19 protein-coding genes and 1 rRNA gene are annotated in these 22,650 nt (G+C 33.2%); 16 read left to right on the top strand and 4 right to left on the bottom strand.

The window, feature by feature from the left end; genetic code table 11:
- Nucleotides 1-136: 136 nt before the first annotated feature.
- The 4 genes from BUR17_RS19610 (at nucleotide 137) to BUR17_RS19590 (ending at nucleotide 4,017) form a co-directional block, all read left to right on the top strand.
- A complete protein-coding gene (locus BUR17_RS19610; RefSeq protein WP_074232190.1) occupies nucleotides 137-478 on the top strand; it encodes a cupin domain-containing protein in 342 nt (113 codons plus the stop codon).
- An 81-nt stretch (nucleotides 479-559) separates the two neighbouring features.
- Entirely contained in the window at nucleotides 560-1,459 is a 900-nt protein-coding gene (locus BUR17_RS19605; protein WP_074232189.1) for an alpha/beta hydrolase, read from the top strand.
- A 205-nt stretch (nucleotides 1,460-1,664) separates the two neighbouring features.
- Nucleotides 1,665-2,570 carry an alpha/beta hydrolase gene (locus tag BUR17_RS19595; RefSeq protein ID WP_074232187.1) on the top strand — a complete coding sequence of 302 codons (906 nt, stop codon included), beginning with the start codon at nucleotides 1,665-1,667 and terminating at the stop codon, nucleotides 2,568-2,570.
- Nucleotides 2,571-2,898: 328 nt separating this feature from the next.
- A complete protein-coding gene (locus BUR17_RS19590; RefSeq protein WP_074232186.1) occupies nucleotides 2,899-4,017 on the top strand; it encodes a pectate lyase family protein in 1,119 nt (372 codons plus the stop codon).
- Between the two features lie 62 nt (nucleotides 4,018-4,079).
- On the opposite strand, the gene pelA is transcribed toward BUR17_RS19590, so the two are convergent.
- Together pelA and BUR17_RS19580 are read right to left on the bottom strand one after the other, a co-directional pair.
- Entirely contained in the window at nucleotides 4,080-5,102 is a 1,023-nt protein-coding gene (gene pelA, locus BUR17_RS19585) for a pectate lyase (protein WP_074232185.1), read from the bottom strand.
- Between the two features lie 8 nt (nucleotides 5,103-5,110).
- Complete coding sequence (locus tag BUR17_RS19580) at nucleotides 5,111-6,289, bottom strand: DUF4861 family protein (protein WP_074232184.1); 1,179 nt, start codon at nucleotides 6,287-6,289, stop codon at nucleotides 5,111-5,113.
- A gap of 137 nt (nucleotides 6,290-6,426) precedes the next feature.
- Between BUR17_RS19580 and BUR17_RS19575 the strand changes: the two genes are divergently transcribed.
- From BUR17_RS19575 to BUR17_RS19520, 12 genes are all read left to right on the top strand, one after another.
- Complete coding sequence (locus BUR17_RS19575) at nucleotides 6,427-6,909, top strand: hypothetical protein (RefSeq protein ID WP_074232183.1); 483 nt, start codon at nucleotides 6,427-6,429, stop codon at nucleotides 6,907-6,909.
- A gap of 39 nt (nucleotides 6,910-6,948) precedes the next feature.
- Nucleotides 6,949-7,626 (top strand): response regulator transcription factor, encoded by a 678-nt coding sequence (locus tag BUR17_RS19570; protein WP_074232182.1) that lies wholly within the window; start codon nucleotides 6,949-6,951, stop codon nucleotides 7,624-7,626.
- On the top strand, nucleotides 7,623-8,900 hold the full coding sequence (locus BUR17_RS19565; protein ID WP_074232181.1) for a sensor histidine kinase: 1,278 nt from the start codon (nucleotides 7,623-7,625) through the stop codon (nucleotides 8,898-8,900). Before BUR17_RS19570 ends, BUR17_RS19565 begins: the two co-directional genes overlap by 4 nt.
- Nucleotides 8,901-9,233: 333 nt before the next feature.
- Nucleotides 9,234-10,034: an HAEPLYID family protein gene (locus BUR17_RS19560; protein WP_143747629.1), complete on the top strand. Its 801-nt coding sequence runs from the start codon at nucleotides 9,234-9,236 to the stop codon at nucleotides 10,032-10,034.
- 132 nt (nucleotides 10,035-10,166) lie between these two features.
- Nucleotides 10,167-10,613, top strand: a complete 447-nt coding sequence (locus BUR17_RS19555; protein WP_074232179.1) for a PepSY-like domain-containing protein — start codon at nucleotides 10,167-10,169, stop codon at nucleotides 10,611-10,613.
- Nucleotide 10,614: 1 nt separating this feature from the next.
- Nucleotides 10,615-11,370, top strand: a complete 756-nt coding sequence (locus BUR17_RS19550) for a DUF2490 domain-containing protein (protein ID WP_074232178.1) — start codon at nucleotides 10,615-10,617, stop codon at nucleotides 11,368-11,370.
- A 130-nt stretch (nucleotides 11,371-11,500) separates the two neighbouring features.
- A complete protein-coding gene (locus BUR17_RS19545) occupies nucleotides 11,501-17,197 on the top strand; it encodes a DUF3320 domain-containing protein (protein ID WP_074232177.1) in 5,697 nt (1,898 codons plus the stop codon).
- Nucleotides 17,198-17,205: 8 nt separating this feature from the next.
- The gene (locus BUR17_RS19540) at nucleotides 17,206-17,655 is read left to right on the top strand and encodes a DUF6896 domain-containing protein (RefSeq protein ID WP_143747628.1); all 450 of its coding nucleotides are present in this window, start codon (nucleotides 17,206-17,208) and stop codon (nucleotides 17,653-17,655) included.
- A 28-nt stretch (nucleotides 17,656-17,683) separates the two neighbouring features.
- Nucleotides 17,684-18,091 carry a lysozyme inhibitor LprI family protein gene (locus BUR17_RS19535; RefSeq protein WP_074232175.1) on the top strand — a complete coding sequence of 136 codons (408 nt, stop codon included), beginning with the start codon at nucleotides 17,684-17,686 and terminating at the stop codon, nucleotides 18,089-18,091.
- A 49-nt stretch (nucleotides 18,092-18,140) separates the two neighbouring features.
- A complete protein-coding gene (locus tag BUR17_RS19530; protein ID WP_074232174.1) occupies nucleotides 18,141-19,229 on the top strand; it encodes a TlpA family protein disulfide reductase in 1,089 nt (362 codons plus the stop codon).
- Nucleotides 19,230-19,260: 31 nt separating this feature from the next.
- Complete coding sequence (locus BUR17_RS19525) at nucleotides 19,261-19,971, top strand: class I SAM-dependent methyltransferase (protein ID WP_074232173.1); 711 nt, start codon at nucleotides 19,261-19,263, stop codon at nucleotides 19,969-19,971.
- Between the two features lie 76 nt (nucleotides 19,972-20,047).
- Entirely contained in the window at nucleotides 20,048-20,350 is a 303-nt protein-coding gene (locus BUR17_RS19520) for a hypothetical protein (protein WP_074232172.1), read from the top strand.
- 89 nt (nucleotides 20,351-20,439) lie between these two features.
- On the opposite strand, the gene BUR17_RS19515 is transcribed toward BUR17_RS19520, so the two are convergent.
- Both BUR17_RS19515 and rrf read right to left on the bottom strand, forming a co-directional pair.
- Nucleotides 20,440-21,942 carry a bifunctional GNAT family N-acetyltransferase/carbon-nitrogen hydrolase family protein gene (locus BUR17_RS19515; RefSeq protein ID WP_074232171.1) on the bottom strand — a complete coding sequence of 501 codons (1,503 nt, stop codon included), beginning with the start codon at nucleotides 21,940-21,942 and terminating at the stop codon, nucleotides 20,440-20,442.
- A gap of 635 nt (nucleotides 21,943-22,577) precedes the next feature.
- Nucleotides 22,578-22,650 (bottom strand): 5S ribosomal RNA (gene rrf / locus BUR17_RS21310); the annotation flags it as partial.

Genomic DNA, 22,650 nt, shown 5'->3' with positions numbered 1-22,650 from the left:
TTATCAAAACAAATATTGAATTCGCGTGAGTTTTGGAAATTTTAGGATTTAGTTTAAATTTTTAGCGGAAGTTTCCAAGTCTTGAATTTTTGATTCTTTTGTTTCAAGACAAAAGAATATAGTAAAAAATAAAATTATGAATTTCAAAAAAGAACCATTTTTCGACGGTAATTCCGAATGGGAAGATTTGGGAGGCGGAGTTTCCAGACAATTTGTAGGATACAATTCCCAAGTAATGATGGTCATTGTAAAATTTGAAAAAGATGCAATTGGAGCTTTACACCAGCATTTTCATTCCCAAATTACATATGTTGCTTCTGGAAAATTTGAAGTAACCGTTGATGGTGAAACTAAAATCCTACAACAAGGTGACGGATTTTTTGCCCAACCGAATATTTTTCATGGTGTAAAATGTTTGGAAGCCGGACAATTGATTGATTCTTTCACTCCATTCAGAGAGGACTTTCTGAAAGATTAAATTAAAAATAATCAAACCTCGCAGGTTTTTAAAACCTGTGAGGTTTTTTCTAAATACACTTTAAAGTAAAAAATTAAAGTCATGAAAAAAACCTTTTTTCTCTTCATTATTTTTCTTTTTACTCAAATTCCCGCGCAGGAAAAAATATTATTCTGGCCAAAAGGAGAAATGCCCAATTCGAAGATTTTAGCATCTAAAACCAAGAAGAAAAAAGTTTTAGCAGAACTGAAAGAGTCTGAACTTTTTGCTTTTTTACCTCCAATAAAAGAGAGAAATCGAAAGTCGGTCATCATTATTCCCGGTGGTGGTTATTCAAAACTCACTTATGACGAAGGTGCTTTTCAAATCGCAAAATGGATGAATACTTTGGGAATTTCTGCTTTTGTTTTGAACTACAGATTACCAACTTCTACAGATTTAATTCAAAGAGAAATTGCTCCGCTTCAGGATGCTCAAGCTGCTATAAAATATATTAGAAAAAATGCTGAACAATGGAAGATTTCACCCAATCTTATCGGTGTTATCGGAACTTCTGCAGGTGGACATTTAGCAACTTCGGTAAGTAACATCAGTATAGATTACACCGGATTAAAAGGCGATTTAGCAAATATTTCTACTATTCCTGACTTTGCCGTTTTGTTTTGCCCGGTCATTGATTTAGGAGAATTTGCACACAAAGGAAGCCGAAACAGTTTACTTGGCGAAAATGCTTCAGAGGAAAAAATCATAGAATATTCCATGCAAAATCGTGTGACTGAAAAAACACCGCCAACAATTTTATTTCATAATCAGGATGATACCGCAGTTCCACCAATGAACAGTATTTTATATTACAAAGCCATGACAAAATATAAAGTGAAAGGCTCTTTATTTATTTTTCCTAAAGGTGGTCATCGTTTTTTTGTTACCGATAAAAATACGCTGAGCGAGAATTGGAAAAAATTGTGCGCCGACTGGCTTGCGGACATTGGTAATAAGTAATGGGTGATAAAAAGATTTGGAAGGAACTGATTTGGGCAGCTGTTCCGCCTTCCACTCCCGCTTTTTTGTTCGTCACATCCCAAGCTAAATCCAATGGCTCCTCGCAAAAAGAGCTCCGTTCAAGTCGGGCTGCAGATTTGTCTTCAAAACAAAATTTATCATCAATTAAAAGAGTATCAATCATTCAGATTTAAAAAAATTACCAATGAAAAAATTCATCCTTGTATTCAGCATTTTTCTTGGAATTCAAATTTCAGCTCAACAGAAAATTACGGTTTGGCAAAAAGGTGAAATGCCCAATTCTAAAGGTTTAAAATTAAATAATATTGAAGAAAAAGAAGGGCGAATTACACAAATTCAGGAAGTCGAATTGTTTGCTTTTTTGCCTGCGAAAGAAGAAAGAAAACCAATGGCAATCATCGTAATTCCTGGTGGTGGTTACAGACATTTAACCTATGATTTGGGTGGATATTCTTACGCAAAATGGCTCAATACTTTAGGAATCTCGGCTTTTGTTTTGAATTACCGTTTGCCAACTTCTCCAGATTTAAAGCAAAGAGAACTTGGTCCGTTACAGGATATTCAGGCTGCGATAAAATTAATCAGAAAAAACGCTGCTCAATACGGAATTTCACCCGACCAGATTGGAGTTCTAGGAACTTCTGCAGGCGGCCATCTCGCTGCAATGGTAAGCAATATTTCTACAGATTACACCGAACTGAAAGGTGATTGGTCAACTATTTCAACAGTTCCCAATTTCGCGATTCTGGTTTCTCCTGTGATTGATTTGGGTGAGTTTGCACATAAAGGAAGCCGCGTCAATCTTTTAGGTGAAAATGCTTCGCAGGAAAAAATTGCAGAATATTCCATGCAAAACAGAGTAACAGAAAAAACGCCTCCGACAATTTTATTTCATGCCCAAAATGACAATGCCGTTCCTGTAATCAACAGTATTTTGTATTACGAAGCGATGATTAAAAATAAAGTGAAAGGCGCAATGTTCATATTCCCTAAAGGTGAACACAATATTGGAGTTTCAAATAAAACAGAACTGACGGATAATTGGAAAAAATTGTGTGCAGACTGGCTTAGTGAGATGAGTAATAAGTGATAGATAATAATTAATCGCAAAGCCCTAAGGTAACAAACAAGATATTTTTAAAAATCAAAAATTTTATGCGTTTTAAATAAAAGCTCCTTCCATTTCCGAAATCAGACTTAAAAAAGTTATCCTTTTTCAAAACTCAAATTTATAACTAAAAAAACTATCAAAAATATTTTTCACCACACATTTAATATTAAATTATAATCAATGCGCAATCGGTTGAATTAAATTAATATTCAATAAATAACTTTTATGAATATTTTTTAACCAATAAATTTGGTTTTTAAATAAATATTTATAATTTTACAGCACTAAATAAACAAAACTTTTAACTATGAAAATCAATTTCAAGGCAACTATGTCTATAGTTGCTCTCAGTACAGCTTTTGCATTAATCGGATGTGGACATGACGACATCAAAAGTGAGTTCTCTGAAAACCCCAATGAAAACAGCATTGAAAATCCATTTGCAGCAAAAACTGTTGTTCCTCTTGCAAACTGCCTTGCTCCGGGATGGGCTTCTCAAAACGGCGGAACTACAGGAGGCGGAACTGCTGCTGAAACTACTGTAACGACTTATGCTCAATTAAAATCAGCGATTGAGAATACTGCCGTTAAGGTCATTAAAGTCACAGGAACCATCACCATCACTACCCGATTATCTCTTCAGGATCAAACCGGAAAAACAATCTACGGAACAAGTGGCGCAAAGCTCGTTTCAACCGATCAGACTAAAGATGGTTCTGGAATTATCAATATCAAAAGATGTAACAATATTATCGTTAGAAACCTGATTTTTGAAGGTCCCGGAGCTTACGATACAGATGGTTGGGATAATGCCATTCTGGATGACTGTCGAAATGTTTGGATCGATCACTGCGAGTTTAGAGATGGTGTAGATGGTAATTTCGATATTAAAAACAAATCAGATTATATTACAGTTTCTTATACAAAATTCCATTATTTAAAAACTCCGAAACCAGGTGGTTCTGGTGGAACAGATGATCACAGGTTTTCTAATTTAATTGGTTCTAGCGACGGTGCAACAGCTGATTCAGGAAAACTAAATGTAACGTTTGTACGTTGTTGGTGGGCTCCTGGATGCAGAGAGCGTATGCCAAGAGTGAGATTTGGTAAAATTCATATCCTAAACAGTTATTTTAACAGTTCTGTGAGCAACAAATGTATTGCAGCCGGAGTTCAGGCAAATATTCGTGTAGACGGAAATGTATTTGAAAATGTAAAAGAACCCATCAATCTAATGAGCGGATATACTGCGGTAACCGTTACTTCAAACAATACATTTACGAATGTTACAGGTAATAAAACAGGTAGTGGAACTGCATTTACACCACCATATTCTATTCCTACTTTGTCGCTTTCTTCAGTAAAATCTGATGTTACTGCTAATGCAGGAGCAACTTTATCAGGAAATATCTGTGAGAGTTACTAAGTTCTAAATAGCAACTTTTATTAATGAAAAAATCCTGATGTATTGTACATCAGGATTTTGTTTTATTCAGAAATTTTATTCTTTTTCAGCCATTTCGGAAAATCACTTTCAATCAGTTTTGTTCCAGCTTCGTTGTACCAGCTGTAACCCATTCTGCGTTCTTCGGAAACGTCTTCGTAATTGAATTTTACACTTCCGTCACGATCACCAAAAATTGGTTTATTGGTAGGAATATCATAAAATCTTGCCCAAACTGCCGAACCTTCTTTTTTAGATAAAACACGAACAGCATTTCCACTTTCTCTGGAAACATTGTAAGTATAACCATCGATTTTGCTTTCTTTAAACCATTGTATTGCCGATTTAATTGATTTTTCAATCTCCGGAGTTACAGGCTGTATCATTAGAAATTTCACAATGTTTACTGATTCTCCACTTGCCAATGACATCGGTTCAAAAGCTCTTGCCTTTTCTGGTTTTAAAGAGACTTCATTGTATTGATCTGCCCAAATTGAAAGTTTTCCTTTTTGCAGAACCTGAGTTTTCAAAACACAGTCGATTCCTTTTTGCAAAGCTACTTTCGACTTATTTTTCAACTGAGAATTTACCGCATCAAAACCTTCTTTTCCTTCAGAAATATTATACAAAACAGTTAATACATTAATCATTGCATTATCGTTGTAGGTCACCTGTTTTCTATAGATTGAAGAGTTTGGAAAATACTGTGGAAAACCCCCATTCTGATATTGCATCGACAGCAAATATTCGATTCCTTTCTCTGCTGATTTCAGATAATTCGGATTTTTTGTCGTGCTGTACGCTTTTATTAATCCGTTGATTTCCTTCGATGTTGCATTGTTATCGATTGTTGCAAGATCATTATTTCCTGCTTTAATTATTTTTAAAAGCTGAGCGTCTATTTTTTGAGTATAGTCTACATTTTTTTTGTCACTTCTATGTTTTCCCCAACCTCCGTTTGGGAGCTGATAAACGATCATTTTTTCCGCCAAAGTATCTTTTACCTGCGCCGAAATTCCTGAAAATGCCAAACAAAAAACGGCAACTGAAAGTTTTGATTTAATCATTTTTAAACTTATTTAACGGTAATAATTAATGGATTGGCAACTATTTTAGATTGTTTCTGCAAAATGTTTTCCCAATCTTTTTGAGTTTGAATCTGTCCGCTTTTCTGCCACGCAAAACCTGCATAATACGTCAGTTTTTTCTGAGGTTTTGTGATTACCAAAAGATTACTCTGATCTGGAATTTCAGATTTAAAAGCTATAGACTTTTCTACAATTTTAGGATCTACTACAATTCCTTCGCCAACAAAAGCATCATCTATTTTCTCCCAGTGAAGATAATATCCGTTTTTGTCATTCAACTTAGATTCACCTTCATTTTTATGTAATGTAATTCCAATTGTGTAATTTGGAACTTGTTTTTCTGTTTCAAAAGTAGATTCAAACTTAGAAAAATTAGAACCCAAATCAAGAGAAATCCTTTTGGTTTCTTTCACACCAAACTCGCTCCACGGTGCATATGTCAATTCGAAAATGGTTCTCAACGGACCTTCTGCAATTGTTTTAGAATTTGTAAAGTTTTTTGAAACCTGCAGTTTTTCATCTTTCCAGATTCCGATTCCTCCTGTTCCACGACTGTCTCCGACATGATAAGGATCGTAACCTTCGCCTCTCGTATCTTTGTGATAATACATAGGATCTGTAAGATAACCTTTGTACCATTCGTTGATGACTGATTTTTCGGTTCTTTTAAACCAAATATCAACTCCGCTTGAAAGTGTACTTCCTTTTACTCCTGCTAAAGCTTCAGCCTGACCTTTCGGGCCGTAAACTCTGAATGCAATTTTATCGTTTTCCCAAGTGTAATCGTCAACTCTTTCAGGAACCAATCTTGAATAAGTTGTTAATCTACTTTCAGGAACTGCTGTTTTAGAATCAGCAACTATCGTGTAGGAATTTGTCTTTTTTGCATCTACTTTTGCCTGAAAAAGAACCTCATCGTATTTGCCGTCTCCATCATTATCAATCCACTGAATGGTCAGAGAATTATTTTGAGCATCTTTAATTCTTAAATCTTCCGCTTTATTTTTCCCTAAAAACGTTTTCAGCTGACCAGTTGAAAGAGAAACAATTTCATTTCGAGCGAAATCCTGAGTATTTTTAACCTGAATTAAAGTTTGCGCATTCACAAAATTCACACCAATGCAAACGATTGCACAGCTTAATCCGATTATTCCTTTTTTATACATAAACATGAAATGTTATTTTATCAAAAGTAAATATAAATCACTAAATGCAAATCATTATTCACCTTAAAACTTTCTTAAAAGATAAAAATTGATTTTTAATCTCTCTAATTTTTGTAAATTAGATTTTCTTCAAAAACATGGAAAACAAATTTGAATTTAGCGAAAAGCAAAGATTTACTCAATGGTGGCTTTGGCTACTGCTTTCCGCAGTAATGATCTATACCATTTATAATTTTATTGAAGACCGACAGTATTTTTCTACACTTGAATTAGCAATATCAATCCTTATCCCAATTCTTGTCATCATTTTATTTCTTGTTATTAGGCTGGAAACCAAAATTGATGAACAGGGAATTTCTGTACGCTTTTTTCCGTTTCAAATCACATTCAGATATTATCCCTGGAGGAATATTAAAAAAGCTTATGTCAGAAAATATTCTCCATTAACAGAATATGGAGGTTGGGGAATGCGTCAAGGTCTTTTCGGAAAAGGAAAAGCTTATAATGTAAAAGGAAATCAAGGGCTGCAAATTATTTTAAATGATGAGAAGAAAGTTTTGATTGGAACGCAGAAACAAAATGAACTGAAGCTATATTTAGAAAACTCAAAAAAAGTATAATTCCCAACTCTTTCCAGAATCATTCTCTACCTTTGTTGTATGAAAATCCTTGTTGTAGAAGACGAAAAAGAACTTTTAAAATCAATTCATGATTCTTTGATTCAGGAGCAGTTTCTTATTGAGACCGCAGAAAATTATCATTCGGCGAGCGAAAAAATTGCTTTGTACACTTACGATTGTATTCTGCTCGATATTATGCTTCCGGGCGGAAATGGTCTGCAACTTCTTCAACAGCTTAAAGACATGGGAAAATCGGAAAATGTCATCATTATTTCTGCAAAAGATTCTCTCGATGATAAACTGACAGGATTGGAACTCGGAGCCGATGATTATTTAACCAAACCTTTTCATAATGCCGAGCTCAACGCCAGAATAAAAGCAGTTCTTCGCAGAAAAAATCAGGAAGGAAAAAACAGTATTGAGATAGCCAATATTGAACTTGATCTTACGGAAAGAACTTTTATTGTTGGTGGAGAAAATATTACCCTTAACCGAAAAGAGTTTGATATTCTTCATTTTTTTCTGCTAAATAAAAAACGTTTGGTTACCAAAACAGCTTTGGCAGAACATGTTTGGGGAGATCACATCGATCAGGCAGATAATTTTGATTTTATTTATTATCAGATTAAAAATTTAAGGAAAAAACTACAGCAATCGAACGCCGAAATTGAGATTGAGGCAGTCTACGGAATCGGTTACAAATTAATAGAAAAATGAAGCTTCTCAATAAATCTATTCTTCATCTGATGACCTATCTTTTGCTGATCGTAAGTTTATGGTCAGTGATTTTTTATTTCAATATGCTTGATGAAATCAAAGGAAGTGTAGATGAAGAACTAGAAAATTATAAAAGACAAATCGTTTTTAAAGCAGAAAAAGATTCCACGATTTTACAGCAAAAAACTTTTGATGAAGGTTTTTTTTCCGTTAATAAAATAAGCGAAGAAGAAGCTCTCAGTTTTAAAGACACTTATGAAGACACTGAAATCTACGCACAAGATGCCGATGATGAAGCTCCGGAACTAGAACCTGTAAGAATTTTGACAACCGTTTTTGAACAAAATGGAAACTTTTATCAACTTAAAATCTTCAACAATATGGTTGAGGAAGATGATCTTGTAAAAGAATTGCTTTGGGATGCTGCAGGATTATACGTTCTTTTGATTTTCAGTATTTTGATGATTAATAACATTGTATTACAAAGACTTTGGAAGCCCTTTTATGAACTTCTTGATGAGCTTAAAAATTACCGTTTAGGAATCAGTAAAAGCTTCCCAAATACTGAAACAAAAACCAAAGAATTCAGTGATTTGCAGGATGCCGTTACTACTTTATTGCAATACAGCGAAAAAAGTTACGAACAGCAAAAAGAATTTATTGGAAATGCTTCTCACGAACTTCAGACTCCTTTAGCAATTGCCATCAATAAACTTGAATTGTTGATTGAAAAAGAAAATTTCACAGAAAATCAGGCAGAAAAGATTGCTGAGATTATGGAAATTATTGAAAGATTGGTTCGTCTTAATAAATCGCTTCTTCTGCTTACAAAAATTGAAAACAAACAGTTTTTTGATAATCACGAAATTAAAGTCAATGATATTGTTGAAAAAAACATAGAAGATCTTAGTGATATTGCTGAGTTTAAAGAAGTCGAAATCATTTTTTCTGAAAACAGCGAACTTTTGGTAAAAGCAGATACAGCATTGATTAACATTATCGTTTCTAATTTATTGCGAAATGCCATTTTCCACAATATAAAATCCGGAAAAGTGGAGGTGAAAATTGATGCTAAAAAATTAAGTGTTCTCAATACCGGAACAGATCATTCTTTAAGCCATGAAAAGATATTTACACGTTTTCAGAAATCTGAGCAACACCAATCAGGAAGCGGGTTGGGATTGGCGATTGTAAAAGCCATTGCAGAATTGTATGATTTTTCAGTTTCTTATGATTTTAAAAATGGAATGCATGAATTTTCAGTGAATTTTTAATGCGTTATTTTTTTTAACGCAAAGATTTTCTTGTCTTTCTTAAAATTTAAGGAGCAAAGAATAATCAATAAAATTGATTTTAAGCGTACCTTATTTTCAAGCTTCATAAGCGACTTGTCGTAACCTTTGATCATTAGATTTCACTTTTTATATAAAATCTTTGCGTTTAAATAATCTGCATTATTTTTTAGGTTTAATAAAAACTACTTTTTACTTTTTACTTTTTACTTTTACTTTTACTTTTACTTTTACTTTTAAACAAATTCCCATTTCTTTCCAGATTTCTTCCCAAAATTTTCCCGATTCGTACCGTTGATTTGCTGTATGAAAACAATGAAACTAATTTTAGCAGTAGGAATTTTAAATATTTTAGGATGCTTTTCGGTATTTGCGCAAACCCAAACTAAACCTGTAAAAGTATCTCACGCTGAACCTATTTTTCAGGATTTGGTGAGAGACCTTGGCGCAAGAAAAGGCGAAAAAGAATTTAATTTGGGAGCTGATTTTTCAAGTGGGAAAAATTATAGAGAAAACGGATATTTAGCAGAATATGAATTTGCACCGATGAATCGGTTAGGTTTAGAAGTAGAAACTGATTTCTCTTTTTTTAGTCCGAAAAATAATGCGACCAAAGAACAGATTCCAGGAAACCGATTAGACGGACTCAGACTTTCTGCACAGTACACTTTTTTTGTTTCGGAAAAATCTCAGACATCTTTGGCTTTAGGATATACTCAGGTGATAGAATTTACAGATTTCAAAAATTATGGAAAAGGGAAATTCATTACAGGTTTGGTGTACAGTCCGTTTTTTATAGCGGCTAAAAAATGGGGTTCTCATATTCACACTTTGGTTTACACCTATCCGATGATTCAGCATCAATTGGGAGAAAATGGCACTCCGGTCGATTGGCAAATCAATAGTTCTGTAATGTATTCTTTACCCAATTCAGGTCATTTTATCGGGATGGAAGTCAACAAAGAAATCAGTCACGGAAAAATGTTGGTAACGCTTCGTCCGCAAGTAAAGATTAAGCTTGATTCTCATTTTGCAGTAGGAATTGTTACTGGAATTCCCGTTTCTCATCAAGATGAAAGTATCTCTTCATTTTTTAGATTGGTGTATGAACTTTGATTTTTTGTTCCGTTTTCAAATCATAATTCTATAAAATTCACAAAATCAATCATAAAATTAATCAACAGAAACTGTTGTTCCCAAATGTTTCCAGAATCGTGTCGGAAATTAGCACTATAAAAAATTTACATTATGAAAAATTTAATTTTAACAATCAGCATCTTAGGTTTAAGTATTACCAATATTTCAGCACAGGATATTCGTCAGAGCGAAGTTCCTTCGGTGATTTTAAATCATTTTCAAAAATCTTTTCCAAAAGCAGCCGATATCGACTGGGAAATTAAAGGAAATTATTACGAGGTAGAATTTGAAACCGGATTTTTAGGCGATGACCATAAAATTTTATATTCTAGAGACGGAAAACTGGTAAGACATGAAGAAGAAATCTCAAAAAGTAATCTTCCAAAAACTGTTTTAGCTTCTATTAAAAGGTCATTTAATGGTTACAGAACTGATGACATTAAAAAAATTACTGAAGGCGGAAAAGTAATCTACAACGTAGAATTGAAAAATTATTCTCAGGAATGGAAAGTTGTTTTTGATGCACAGGGAAGAATTTTGCAACAAAAAGAAGATTAAAATGAGGAAGTTTTTGGTCATTTTCATTGTATGTTTTTTTGCTGTAAATATTTCTGCACAAATCAGTCCGCCGGGTTTGGGACATGCTAAAACGGCGAGCTGGTTCGCTGCAGGAATAAAGCAAAAGTTGGGTGAAAATTGGGAATCTATGAGTTATTTCGGAATGGGACGAACGGGTGAAACTTCACTCAATCCTATAGAAAAACCTTCAATTTTAGTTCTCAATCAGGAGTTTTACAAACAACTCAAGAACAACTGGAAATATTCTTTTGCGGTAAGTTTCAGAAATCAAAAAGAGAAAAATTCAGCCGATAATAATATTGTTGATCAACAGGAAATTAGATTATACGGTCGATTATCGCACGTTTTTAAAAGTTCAAAACTTAAAGTAACTCCTACTTTCAGACAGGAGTTTAGAAAATTTTTCGCTCCAAAAAGTTTGGAAGATGCCGAATCTTTTGCTTTAAGAAGTCGATTGCGTCTGCAATTTAGTATTGATCTGAATGAAGATTCTTCAAAGAAATTAATTTTAAGTTCCGAACAATTATTTTCAACAGAAAAAAATGCACTTTCAAAAGAATGGAGTGATTTGAAATATCATGAAAGCCGTTTTTTGGCATATTATTCAGTAACTCCAAAACATTCTGCCGTAACTTTTGATATTGGTTATATGAATAATCTGGTAGGAGGAAATCATCCGTATGATGTAAGCTACTTGGCTTTTGATGTAGTTTTTAATGGAAAAAGAAAGAATTAAATGATTGCATTGGCATTCGACTAATTCGTAATTTTCAACCACACTGAGCCAAACTGTTTTGTGATTATCTGTTTTATTTCTAAATTGCATTATCTCCCGAAAAAGAGAGTGACAATCACAAAAAACATTTATGGAGCAGATTATTCCGTTTGAATTACAGATACAGCACAACCCTTATTTCAATTATACTTTTTGTTTAAACCAATATCCTTTTCTGCAAAGCATTGCTTTCAGAGAAGTGAGTGAAGATTTTGAAAATCTAAACCTTCAGATTACCTCATCTTTGGGTATATTTGAAAAATATGATGTCTATATTGATAAAATAAGGCAGAATTCACTGTACAAAATTTCTCTTTTCAACTTTGTATTTAATAATACTTTGTTGAAAAGACTTACGGAAAAAGATTTAGATCAGATTAAAATTCAGGTTTTTAAAGACGGAGAATCTATTTATGAAAAAAGTTTCAGCATAGAAGTTCTCCCGATGGATTATTTTGGAGGATTGCAATCGTATCCGCAACTTTTGGCTTCTTATGTTCTTTCAAACAATACTTCTTTATACAAAATCAAAGCTGATGCGATTGATATTTTATCGAGAAACAAACTTACGCCTTCGTTTGAAGGCTATCAGCAAAAAAGTAAGGAAAGAGTTTTGCAGATGGTTTCGGCAATTTATAAATCTATCCAAAATCTGGAACTGATTTACAGCGCAATGCCGCCAAGTTTTGAAAAGAACGGACAAAGAATCAGGCTTATAGACACGGTTTTAGAAACAAAGTTTGGAAACTGCATCGATATTTCTCTGCTTTTTGCAGCGTGTCTTGAAGCAATTGATTTAAATCCGTTGATTGTAGTAACGGAAGGTCATGCTTTCGTAGGAGTTTGGTTGGATGATCATCGATTTGATGGAATGGTCAATTTTGATCAGGCTGCAATTTCCAAAAGAATTGCTTCAGGAATTAAAGAAATTGCCTTAATTGAATCTACCAATCTGTGCAAAGGAAGTAACATTTCATTCAAAGATGCAATGAATTCTGCAGAAACTCAATTGATGGATTCTTCAAAATTTCTGCTTTCATTAGACGTCAAAAATGCAAGGTCAGCAGGAATTTCTCCTCTCCCACTTTTGAAAAATGAAAATAATTTGACAGAAGATTTAAAACCTGTTCAAAACTCTGCAAAATTTGATCAGGATTTTGATTTGGGAACACAATATGACGATCTAGAGCTGACCGATTTTTCAAATCTCACCAAACAGAAAGTCTGGGAAAGAAAACTGCTCGATCTTTCGCTTAGAAATAATCTTCTGAATTTGCGGTTTACCAAAAGTATGCTTCAGTTGGTTGATTCTAAAATTAATGTGCTTGAAGACAGTTTAGCCGACGGAAAATCATTTACAATTGTTCCCGACAATAATCAGACTATTCTCAGAAAATATAATCTTTACGGCGAGCCTTTACATCAGTCGCAACCGCTTTTCAAACTGGCGGAAGATGAGTTTAAATACAATCGTCTTTTAACGTATTATCATCAGGATGATCTCGATAATATTCTTACCAATCTTTACAGAAGTGCAAAATTAGCTGAAGAAGAAAACGGAAAAAGCACATTATATTTAGGAATCGGATTATTGAAATGGTTTGAACCGAAAAATAAAGAAGTTCCAAGACTGGCTCCGATTTTATTGATTCCGGTTGAACTGTCGAGAAAATCTGTGAATTCTAAATTTACGCTTCGAAGCCGTGAAGAAGAAACGATGATCAACATTACCTTGCTTGAATATCTAAAACAGGAATTCAAACTCAACATCAACAGTCTCGAAAATCTTCCGATGGATGAATCGGGCGTTGATGTTCCGAAAGTTTTGGCAATCATCAGAAATGCGGTACTTAATCTTGAAGGGTGGGATGTTTTGGAACAATTGGTTTTGGGGATTTTTTCCTTTAATAAATTGATTCTTTGGCAGGACATTTCAAAATATTCGGAAGAAATTCAGAAAAGCTCGATTGTAAAAAGTTTGATTGAAGGCAAACTTACGGGAACTTTGGAAAGCGTAGAAAATGATGCTCAAAGTTTAGAAAATATTTCAGCTTCAGAATTGGTTTTACCAATTTCCACTGACAATTCTCAACTGAATGCCGTGAAAAATGCCAATCTCAATAAAAGTTTTATTCTTCACGGACCTCCAGGAACGGGAAAGTCACAGACAATTACCAACATTATTGCTGATGCTTTGGCGAATGATAAAAAAGTACTTTTTGTTGCAGCGAAAAAAGCGGCTTTGGATGTGGTTCATCACCGATTGGAAAATATAGGTTTGGGCGCATTTTGTCTTGAATTGCATTCCAATAAATCTAAAAAATCGGATGTTTTAAAACAGTTTGAAAGAACGCTTGAAGTTCCGAAATATAAAATCAATGCCGATTATCATGAAGAGGCAAAACGCCTTGACGAACGCAGAAAAGAACTTGGGAAATATGTAAATGAATTGCACAAAAAATTTCCAATTGGTTGGAGTTTATTTGATACCATTGCCTTTTTGGAAACCAATCATGTACAACCTGATGAACGTTTTCATATCAATTTTCCTTTGGAAAGCGCCGATGTTTTCAACTGGAATCAGTGGAAAGACTGGTTGATTCCGTTTGCTTCAATTGTGCAGAAAATCGGACAACCATCTCTTCATGCTTTAAGACCAATTAAAACTTCAAATCATCAGTTTGAAAATAAAAACCTGATACTTTCGGCAATTTCTCAATTTAATGAAAAGAAAAATGCGGCTGAACAAGTAAAAAGCCAGTTCAAATTGGATGAAGTTTCCAATTCTGACAGCATAGAAATTCTTGAATATTTAAAAGAAAATCCGGTAAAAGCTGGTTTGGTCGACCTTGTTTTAAATGAAGGTCAGTTGAATTTATTTAAAAACTGGATGACTCAGCAAACGCAGTTTCAACAAACTGAAAATCAAATCACCTCAAGTTTTAATTCTTCTATTTTAAATGTAGATTTCGCTTCTTTAAAATTGTTGTGGAATCAGGCAAAACACACCTGGTTTATTCCGAAATGGTTTAAACAAAGGAAAGTGAAGCAACAACTGAACGGCTATGCAAAATCAGGAATAGAATCTGATGTGCAGATTGACGGACTTTTTGAAAAGCTTGAAAATTATCAGCAACTTAAAGATCAATTAAACAATCTTCATTACAATGCACTTTCTTCGGTGACGAATCTTTATTTTAATGGCAGTTCGTTTGATATTGCTGCGATTGAAAAAGATTTAAAAACCATTGAAAATGCAAAAAATTTAGCACAAAAAATTTCAATTCCAAATTTCCCGGAATGGTTAAAAGATATTTCATCAAAACAAAATAACAGTCAGCATATTTCTGAAGTTCTGGAAACTTTGAAAGATTTCCACAATGCAGAAACTCAACTTTTGGAATATGTGGATGAAATTCCAAACGATACAGAACTGCAAACTGTTGTACAGAATATTCATCAGCTGGAAGATTGGATTAATTTTAATGTTTTAAAAGAAAAAGCACAAGATTTAAACCTAAACTGGTTCATCAATTTCCTTGAAAAAGGTTGGCTCGATACAGAATCTATTGAGCTTGAATTTGAAAAAATCATCCATCTGAATTTATTTATTAAAACCATTTACGGTTCGGGAACTTTGAATGGTTTTGATGCGAATATTTACGAATCTCAGATTCAGCAATATAAAAATCTTCACAAAGAATTTACGGAACTGACCAAAAATCAGTTAACGATGAAACTCAGCGATAGAATTCCGAATTTTTCTCAGGAAGCTGTTCAGAGTTCAGAAATTGGGATTCTCCAAAAAGCGATTCGAAATAAAGGACGAGGTTTATCGATCAGAAAATTATTTGACCAAATTCCAACCTTAATTCCGAGGTTGAAACCTTGCATGTTGATGAGCCCGATTTCGGTGGCCCAATATTTTGACGTGAATGAAGAGCATTTTGACATTGTGATTTTTGATGAAGCTTCGCAATTACCAACCTCTGAAGCGGTAAGTGCTTTGGCGAGAGCAAAACAGGCGATAATTGTTGGGGATCCGAAACAGATGCCACCGACAAGCTTTTTTGCTTCCCAAAAAGTAGATGAAGAAAATTTTGAACTCGAAGATCTTGAAAGTATTTTGGATGATTGTTTGGCGCTTTCAATACCGTCGAATTATTTATTAAGGCATTACCGAAGCAAGCATGAAAGTTTAATTTCTTTCTCAAACGCTCACTTTTATGATAACAAACTGCTTACTTTCCCATCTCCGGATGATTTAAACAGAAAAGTAACGTTCGAATTTATTGATGGATTTTACGACAAAGGAAAAACAAGAACCAATAAAAATGAAGCTGAAGCGATCATTGAATACATCAGAATTCACCTCGAAAATAAAAATAAAAAATCGATCGGTGTCGTGACTTTCAGCCAAACTCAGCAAAGTCTGATTGAAGATTTACTGCAGAAATTATTTCAGGAAAACCCGCATTTGGAAGAATTTTCTATCAATTCCGAAGAACCAATTTTCATTAAAAATCTTGAAAATGTACAAGGTGACGAAAGAGATATTATTCTGTTTTCGATTGGTTACGGTCCTGATGAAGACGGAAAAGTTTCGATGAATTTTGGTCCGCTCAACCGAGATGGAGGTTGGAGAAGACTGAATGTTGCCGTAACAAGAGCACGCTACGAAATGAAAGTTTTTTCTTCGTTAAAAGGCGACCAAATTGACATGAATAGAACGAGTTCGGAAGGTGTTTTAGGTTTAAAAAACTTCCTGAATTTTTCTGAAAAAGGTTTGGTTTATCAAAATTCGAACCCAACGGTGAATCAGCAGAAACTGATGGTGAATTCGATTGCGAAACATTTGGAGGAAAGTGGTCTGAAAATTAAAACCAACATAGGAACTTCAGAATATAAAATTGACATCGGCGTAATTAATCCTGAAAATGAAAGCGAATATCTGATGGCGATTTTGCTGGATAGTGAAAATTATTTTAATATCAATACGACCAATGACCGAGAATTACTTGTTCCGAATGTTTTGAAAGGTTTAGGTTGGAATGTTTTCAGAATCTGGACTCTGGACTGGATTAAAAATAAAGAAAAAATTGTTGAAAAAATTCAGGCTGAAATTGAAGAAATTAAAACTCAAGTAAAAGAAAAAAAGGAAGAAATCATTGAACTGAAAACTTCTGAAAAAGTCTATCTGAGTGAAGTTTCGGAAACTGAAAAACCTTCGAAAATGATTTCTTATGTTGCAGCAGAATTGAGTCCGGAAATTAATGCGAACTCAGAATCTATTTATCTTTTTGAAAATAAACCCGTTCTTTTAAATCAGATTAAAACAATTATTGATACCGAATCACCGATTAGTCAGAATGCTTTATTCAGGAAGATTCTTAAACTTTGGAATACTTCAAGAGCAGGAGGAAAAATGAATACTTATCTTTTGGAAACTTTAAATTCTATCCCGAATGTACAAACCACAGAAAGTTATCAAAAATTTTATTGGTACGAAAATCTACAACCTCAAAATCTTGATTTCTACCGAGACAATTCAATAGAAAAAAGACTGATTGACGAGATTGCACCTGAAGAAATTTCGGTTGCTATTATGGAATTGATGCATTCAAGTTTGAGTTTAAATAAAGACGAATTGATTCGTGCGGTTTGTAAAGCTTTTGGTTTTGCAAAAGTGGGTTCTCAGATTGATTCTGTAGTGAATTTTTCTGTGGAGGAATTGATTGGAAAAGGTTTGCTGAAGGAAGTTGATGGGAGGATTGTTTTGAGTGAATAAATAAAAATATGATGCAAAAAGAATTAGTCTTAGAGGCAATAATTTTATTTGATAAGACCGCAAAAGAATTGATTAAAAGTTTAGCAGAAAAATATAATCTTGATTTAAACTCTGCGACACCATTTTCAAAATTATTATTAAGAAGTAATAGTTTGTGGCGAGGAAATTTAAATGAAGAATGGACATATTGGTTTCATGGAGCACATTGTGATTTTGAAAATATTAATTCAAAACAATATGTTCATACAAATATTATCCGCGGAATCTATGGAGTTATTGACTATTATTATCTGTACAAATTTGTACAAACTACAGAATCTTTAAAACATGTGTTAGAAATAGTCAATAAGGAAGATACATTTTATGCAACCATCAATAAATTGCTTGACGACGATATGTTAATAAACCTTGAAGAATTCCCATTCAAAATGTTAGTGTTAAATGATAAACCTGTTTAAGTACTAATCTTTATAAAGAAACTAGATCATGAAAAAAATAATAGTTTTGATTTTCGTTTTCTTCTCAGTATTTATTTTTTTTCAGGAAACTCATTTTATAGATATTGAAGAATCAAAATGTTTTGACAAACAAGATATTTCAAATGCTGAAATGCGAAAATGTAGTATAAAAGCAAGAGATTCCTGGGATAAAGAGCTGAATAAATATTACAATCTTCTCGCATCCAAACTTCCAAAAGACGCTTTTGAAATCCTGAAAGCTTCTCAAAAAGAATGGGTTATTTATCGAGACAAAGAATTTAAATTCATTACTAAATTTTATTTTGAAGTAAAAGAAGGAACAATGTGGTATAATATTGCTGAAAATAAGAAAAAGGAAATCGTGAAAAACAGAGCTTTGGAATTACAAATGTATTTTGAAAATTTAGAGTATTAAATTAATAAACCACTAAAAAATACAAAAACAAATGTCATCTGTAATAAAAATGAAGAAGATTATAAGTATTATTTTATTGTTTTTTAACATCGTACAACTTTGCGCACAAGTCCCCGATTTAGAAAAAGCAAAACGCAAATATTTCCAGGCCAATGTAATCAGCTATAAAACCACCGCTTATTATCCTAATCCTGAAACGGATGCAACTTCTGTTTTCAGTGTTTTATACACAGTTTATAAACCTCAAAATAAAGATTTCGAATTCTACAGCAAAAACGAAACTTCGGAGGAATTCTACAAAAACAATTTTTATTATGAAGTCAATCACGCCGAAAAAACCATTTACGAATACGAAAATAAAGACAATCAGAACGCAGCAATTTCGTCATCCCGTTTAAGGCAGTTTGGTCCTACCACTTTGCTCAAAATGAAATGGAGCTATATTGATGACACTCAAATCGACGGGAAAATTCACAGTCATTATTCAAACATAGAAAGCATTAATAATTACGAAGGAAAAGAAATAAAGGTCGAATTTCATATTTATATTTCAGGAAATTTTACAATCAGCAAGTTTGAAAGAAAAAGTTTTGTTGATGGAAAATTGGGACAAACTGTAACCTATTTATTTAGTAATTATATTTTCTATGATAAAACAACCAATTTTAAAGTTCTTCTTCCTCAAAACTATGCTTTAAAATATTACGAAAGACAAGACTCTTTAAAGCCTTTAGCAAAAAACACTGTAGTTCAGCCTTTTGAAGCAATTGATATTAACGGTCAACAATTTTCTTTCAATCCAAAAAAAGAAAAGCAAACTCTTCTACTCTTTTCTTCGACCAATTGTGGTTATTCAAAAATGATTTCAGATTATGTTTTGAGTTCAGGTTTTAAATTAAATACTCAAACGGAATTGATCAATATTTTTGGTTCAGATTCTAAAGCAAATGTCAAGAAATATTTCGTCAACAAAGAAGTGAAATTTCCTGTAATTTCCGACCGAAAAGATATTGAAAAACAGTTTGGAATTTATGGTTATCCCATTCTTTATTTAATTAATGAAAACGGAATTATTATCGAAACATTGTATGGTTCATCACAAGTTTTACCATTTTTGAAAAGTTTAAGTATTAAATGAATTAAATTGTCTGTCTAAAATTTCTTTAATTATGAACAATATCTACGAGCCAAAATTTGTAAAACAGTTATTCAATCAGATGTCTGGTTCGTACGAAAGAATGAACTACATTACTTCGTTTGGCTTTTCAATTCGTTGGAGAAAGCAGTTTCTCAACAAATTGGGAAAATCTGAGCACAATTTAAAAGTAATTGATCTGCTTTCTGGATTAGGTGAAAACTGGACTTACCTAAAGCAAAATTTCCCTAATTCCACTTTTTCAGCATTAGATTTTTCTGAAGAAATGATTTTGCAATCAGAAAGTAAAGGAAATAAGGTTTTCAAAGACCAGCTGAACTTGCTTTGTGAAGATATTTTACAGAGTAATTTAGAATCAAATTCTTTTGATATCATTTCCTGTGCTTATGGTTTGAAAACGTTTAATAAAGAGCAATTGGAAATCTTAGCAAAAGAAGTTTCCAGAATTCTTAAACCGAATGGTAAATTTAGTTTCGTGGAAGTTTCGAAGCCTAAAAACAAGCTTTTATATTATCCTTATAAATTGTATTTAAGTAAAATGATTCCAGTTTTGGGTAAATTATTTTTAGGAAATCCTAGTGATTATAAAATGCTTTGGATCTATACCGAAAATTTTGAAAACTGCGCCGGTGTAAAGGAAATATTCAGCAAATATAATTTGAATGTAAACTCAGAAAATTATTTCTACGGTTGTGCAACAGGAATTTATGGTACAAAATTATAATTCCAGAAATTTAATAATCACAAACACGAGAAAAGTAGATGTATTTTTCTTACCTTAGTTTTACAAATAATCATCGATGAAATCATTTCTATATCTTATTTTTTTGTTTGCCTCTCACTTCGTTTTTGCTCAAAACGAACAACTCAAGCAAGATTCAACAAATATTCAGAATAATTTTTCTAAAAATATGATTGTGAATATTGATAAAAAAAACTCATCAGATAAAAAATCAAATACTGAAAAACCTAAAATAGCCCAAAACATAAGCATCGACCAGGAAATCAATACGGTATTAAATTATAGAGTTAACCGAATTTGGCGAGAAGATTTGTACTGTCTGGTTTGTATGAAAAATTATAATTCGGAGCGGGCTGCATAAATTGTTAAATTATATTTAAATAATCTGAAGATCTGATTTAAAAACAAAAAGCACTTCCAATATGAAAGTGCTTTATGATTTAATAAAATTTATTTCAAATACGTTTCGTACAAATCTGATCTTCTATCTTTCAGAATCTGAACTGAACCATTGTAATGAAGATCTTTCAGTAAATTTAAATCTACATCTACAATCAGCGTCATTTCTGTATTTGGAGTCGCCTCTCCTTTTACCGCATTCGAAGGAAATGCAAAATCTGAAGGCGTGAAAACTGCAGCCTGACCAAACTGAATATCCATATTATTTACGCCGGGTAAATTTCCAACGCAGCCTGCAATTGCGACATAACATTCGTTTTCAATCGCTCTTGCAGCAGCGCAATGACGAACTCTCATATATGCATTCTGAGTATCGGTAAGATAAGGAACAAACAAAATTTTCATTCCCTGATCGGCTAAAATTCTTGGTAATTCAGGAAATTCTACATCATAGCAAATGACCAAACCAATTTTTCCACAGTCGGTATCAAAAGCTTTGATCTCATTTCCGCCTTTCATTCCATAATATTTCCTTTCGTTCGGTGTAATATGAATTTTTCTGTATTCGTCAATTCTACCGTCACGGTGAAGGAGATAACTTACATTGTACAGATCATTGTTTTCAAAAATCGGCATACTTCCGGAAATAATATTCACGTTATAACTTATTGCCAACTCTGAAATCTTTGCTTTAATTTCTTCCGTAATTTTTGCCAGCTCTATCATACTGTCACGTTCAGAAAGATTATTGAACGGAGCCAGCAAAGGCGTATTAAATAGTTCCGGGAAAAGCACAAAATCTGATTTGTAATCTCCCATCACGTTCACAAAAAACTCAACCTGTTCATAAAATGCATGAATGTCTTTGAATTGCCTCATTTGCCACTGTACCAATCCCAAACGAATAACACTATCCTGCATTGTGTTTGGTTTTTTGCTGTAGTAAATATTATTCCATTGAAGCAAAACTGCGTTTTCATGGGAAGCTTCGTCTTCCGGAAGATATTTTTTAAGGACTTTTATCGGTAAAAAATTATTAGAAAGCTGGAAAGAAAGAACAGGATCATAGATCTCTTTGTCTCTTACTCTTCTAATATATTCTCTAGGCGAGATCTCGTTGCTATACTTATGATAATGCGGAATTCTTCCACCCAAAATAATGGATTTAAGGTTTAACAATTCACAAAGTTCTTTTCGGGCATCATATAATCTTCTTCCCAATCTTAATTTTCGATATTCAGGATCAACAAAAATTTCGATCCCGTATAATACATTTCCGGTTGAAATATGGGTATTGAAAGAATAATTACCTGTAATATCACTATAAGTATGATCATCGCCGAACTCATCATAATTGACAATAATCGACAATGCAACAGCCGCAATTTTCCCATCTACGGTAATGCAGATTTGTCCGGCTTCAAAAATTTTATTCAGCTTTGCTATGCTTTTTTTTGACCAGACATATTCTGACATTTGAGGATACGCTCTGCGCATGGTTTCTACCAGCTCTTCATAATCATCTACTTTCAGGGTGCGTGTTTCTATCTGCATAAATGTGTATTTTTCTTAAAGTTACGCAAAAACTCTGCAAACCTTCTGCCATCCTCTCAAAAAGTTGAACTAAAGAATATTTTAAAAGAAAATTATTTGTGTTTAAATAAAACCTAAGAATGGCACTTGTTTTAAGATTTAGAAAACTCCCGTTAACTATATTATAAGCTTTCTAAAGAGCTATTACCGGCTATCCGCTTTTACTCTTCACGCCGTTGCTTTCCACCTCTAAATCCCTCTTCTCTCCTACTCATGTTGCGGGGTAATCGCTGCTATCCGGGCTAGAATCGTAGTCATTCGATATTAGTTTTTGGCCTAATTGAGACAAATAAATTTATTCAGCTTTAGTTTCTCTTTATCTATTACAATTCTAGAATTAATACGTATCGCTCATGCGGAGCTCTGAGAGATGTGATTATGATTATTCTCTTCTACAAAGGTTCGCTCCGGAGGAGCGAACCTTAACCAATTAGCAATAGGCAAAACTACTTATTATTTATTATTTATTATTCATTACCTATTGTTTATTAGTGATCAATGATCATTTATCAATTATCATTGATCTATATTGTTGATTTTCTGAGTTTATAACAAAAAAAAGTCTCATAGAAATAAATCTATGAGACTTTAAAAAAAACTGGCGGCGACCTACTCTCCCGCTTTCGCAGTACCATCGGCGCTAGAGGGCTTAACTTCTGTGTTCGGAAT

Origin of the sequence: Chryseobacterium scophthalmum, assembly GCF_900143185.1 — a bacterium.
Classification (GTDB): domain Bacteria; phylum Bacteroidota; class Bacteroidia; order Flavobacteriales; family Weeksellaceae; genus Chryseobacterium; species Chryseobacterium scophthalmum.
This window is presented reverse-complemented; position numbering and strand designations above follow the sequence as displayed.

What these genes read in the sequence shown, in the direction of transcription:
- BUR17_RS19610 (WP_074232190.1), top strand. Translation starts at nt 137, where the DNA reads ATGAATTTCAAAAAAGAACCATTTTTCGACGGTAATTCCGAATGGGAA.
- BUR17_RS19605 (WP_074232189.1), top strand. Translation starts at nt 560, where the DNA reads ATGAAAAAAACCTTTTTTCTCTTCATTATTTTTCTTTTTACTCAAATT.
- BUR17_RS19595 (WP_074232187.1), top strand. Translation starts at nt 1,665, where the DNA reads ATGAAAAAATTCATCCTTGTATTCAGCATTTTTCTTGGAATTCAAATT.
- BUR17_RS19590 (WP_074232186.1), top strand. Translation starts at nt 2,899, where the DNA reads ATGAAAATCAATTTCAAGGCAACTATGTCTATAGTTGCTCTCAGTACA.
- pelA (WP_074232185.1), bottom strand. Translation starts at nt 5,102, where the DNA reads ATGATTAAATCAAAACTTTCAGTTGCCGTTTTTTGTTTGGCATTTTCA.
- BUR17_RS19580 (WP_074232184.1), bottom strand. Translation starts at nt 6,289, where the DNA reads ATGTATAAAAAAGGAATAATCGGATTAAGCTGTGCAATCGTTTGCATT.
- BUR17_RS19575 (WP_074232183.1), top strand. Translation starts at nt 6,427, where the DNA reads ATGGAAAACAAATTTGAATTTAGCGAAAAGCAAAGATTTACTCAATGG.
- BUR17_RS19570 (WP_074232182.1), top strand. Translation starts at nt 6,949, where the DNA reads ATGAAAATCCTTGTTGTAGAAGACGAAAAAGAACTTTTAAAATCAATT.
- BUR17_RS19565 (WP_074232181.1), top strand. Translation starts at nt 7,623, where the DNA reads ATGAAGCTTCTCAATAAATCTATTCTTCATCTGATGACCTATCTTTTG.
- BUR17_RS19560 (WP_143747629.1), top strand. Translation starts at nt 9,234, where the DNA reads ATGAAACTAATTTTAGCAGTAGGAATTTTAAATATTTTAGGATGCTTT.
- BUR17_RS19555 (WP_074232179.1), top strand. Translation starts at nt 10,167, where the DNA reads ATGAAAAATTTAATTTTAACAATCAGCATCTTAGGTTTAAGTATTACC.
- BUR17_RS19550 (WP_074232178.1), top strand. Translation starts at nt 10,615, where the DNA reads ATGAGGAAGTTTTTGGTCATTTTCATTGTATGTTTTTTTGCTGTAAAT.
- BUR17_RS19545 (WP_074232177.1), top strand. Translation starts at nt 11,501, where the DNA reads ATGGAGCAGATTATTCCGTTTGAATTACAGATACAGCACAACCCTTAT.
- BUR17_RS19540 (WP_143747628.1), top strand. Translation starts at nt 17,206, where the DNA reads ATGATGCAAAAAGAATTAGTCTTAGAGGCAATAATTTTATTTGATAAG.
- BUR17_RS19535 (WP_074232175.1), top strand. Translation starts at nt 17,684, where the DNA reads ATGAAAAAAATAATAGTTTTGATTTTCGTTTTCTTCTCAGTATTTATT.
- BUR17_RS19530 (WP_074232174.1), top strand. Translation starts at nt 18,141, where the DNA reads ATGAAGAAGATTATAAGTATTATTTTATTGTTTTTTAACATCGTACAA.
- BUR17_RS19525 (WP_074232173.1), top strand. Translation starts at nt 19,261, where the DNA reads ATGAACAATATCTACGAGCCAAAATTTGTAAAACAGTTATTCAATCAG.
- BUR17_RS19520 (WP_074232172.1), top strand. Translation starts at nt 20,048, where the DNA reads ATGAAATCATTTCTATATCTTATTTTTTTGTTTGCCTCTCACTTCGTT.
- BUR17_RS19515 (WP_074232171.1), bottom strand. Translation starts at nt 21,942, where the DNA reads ATGCAGATAGAAACACGCACCCTGAAAGTAGATGATTATGAAGAGCTG.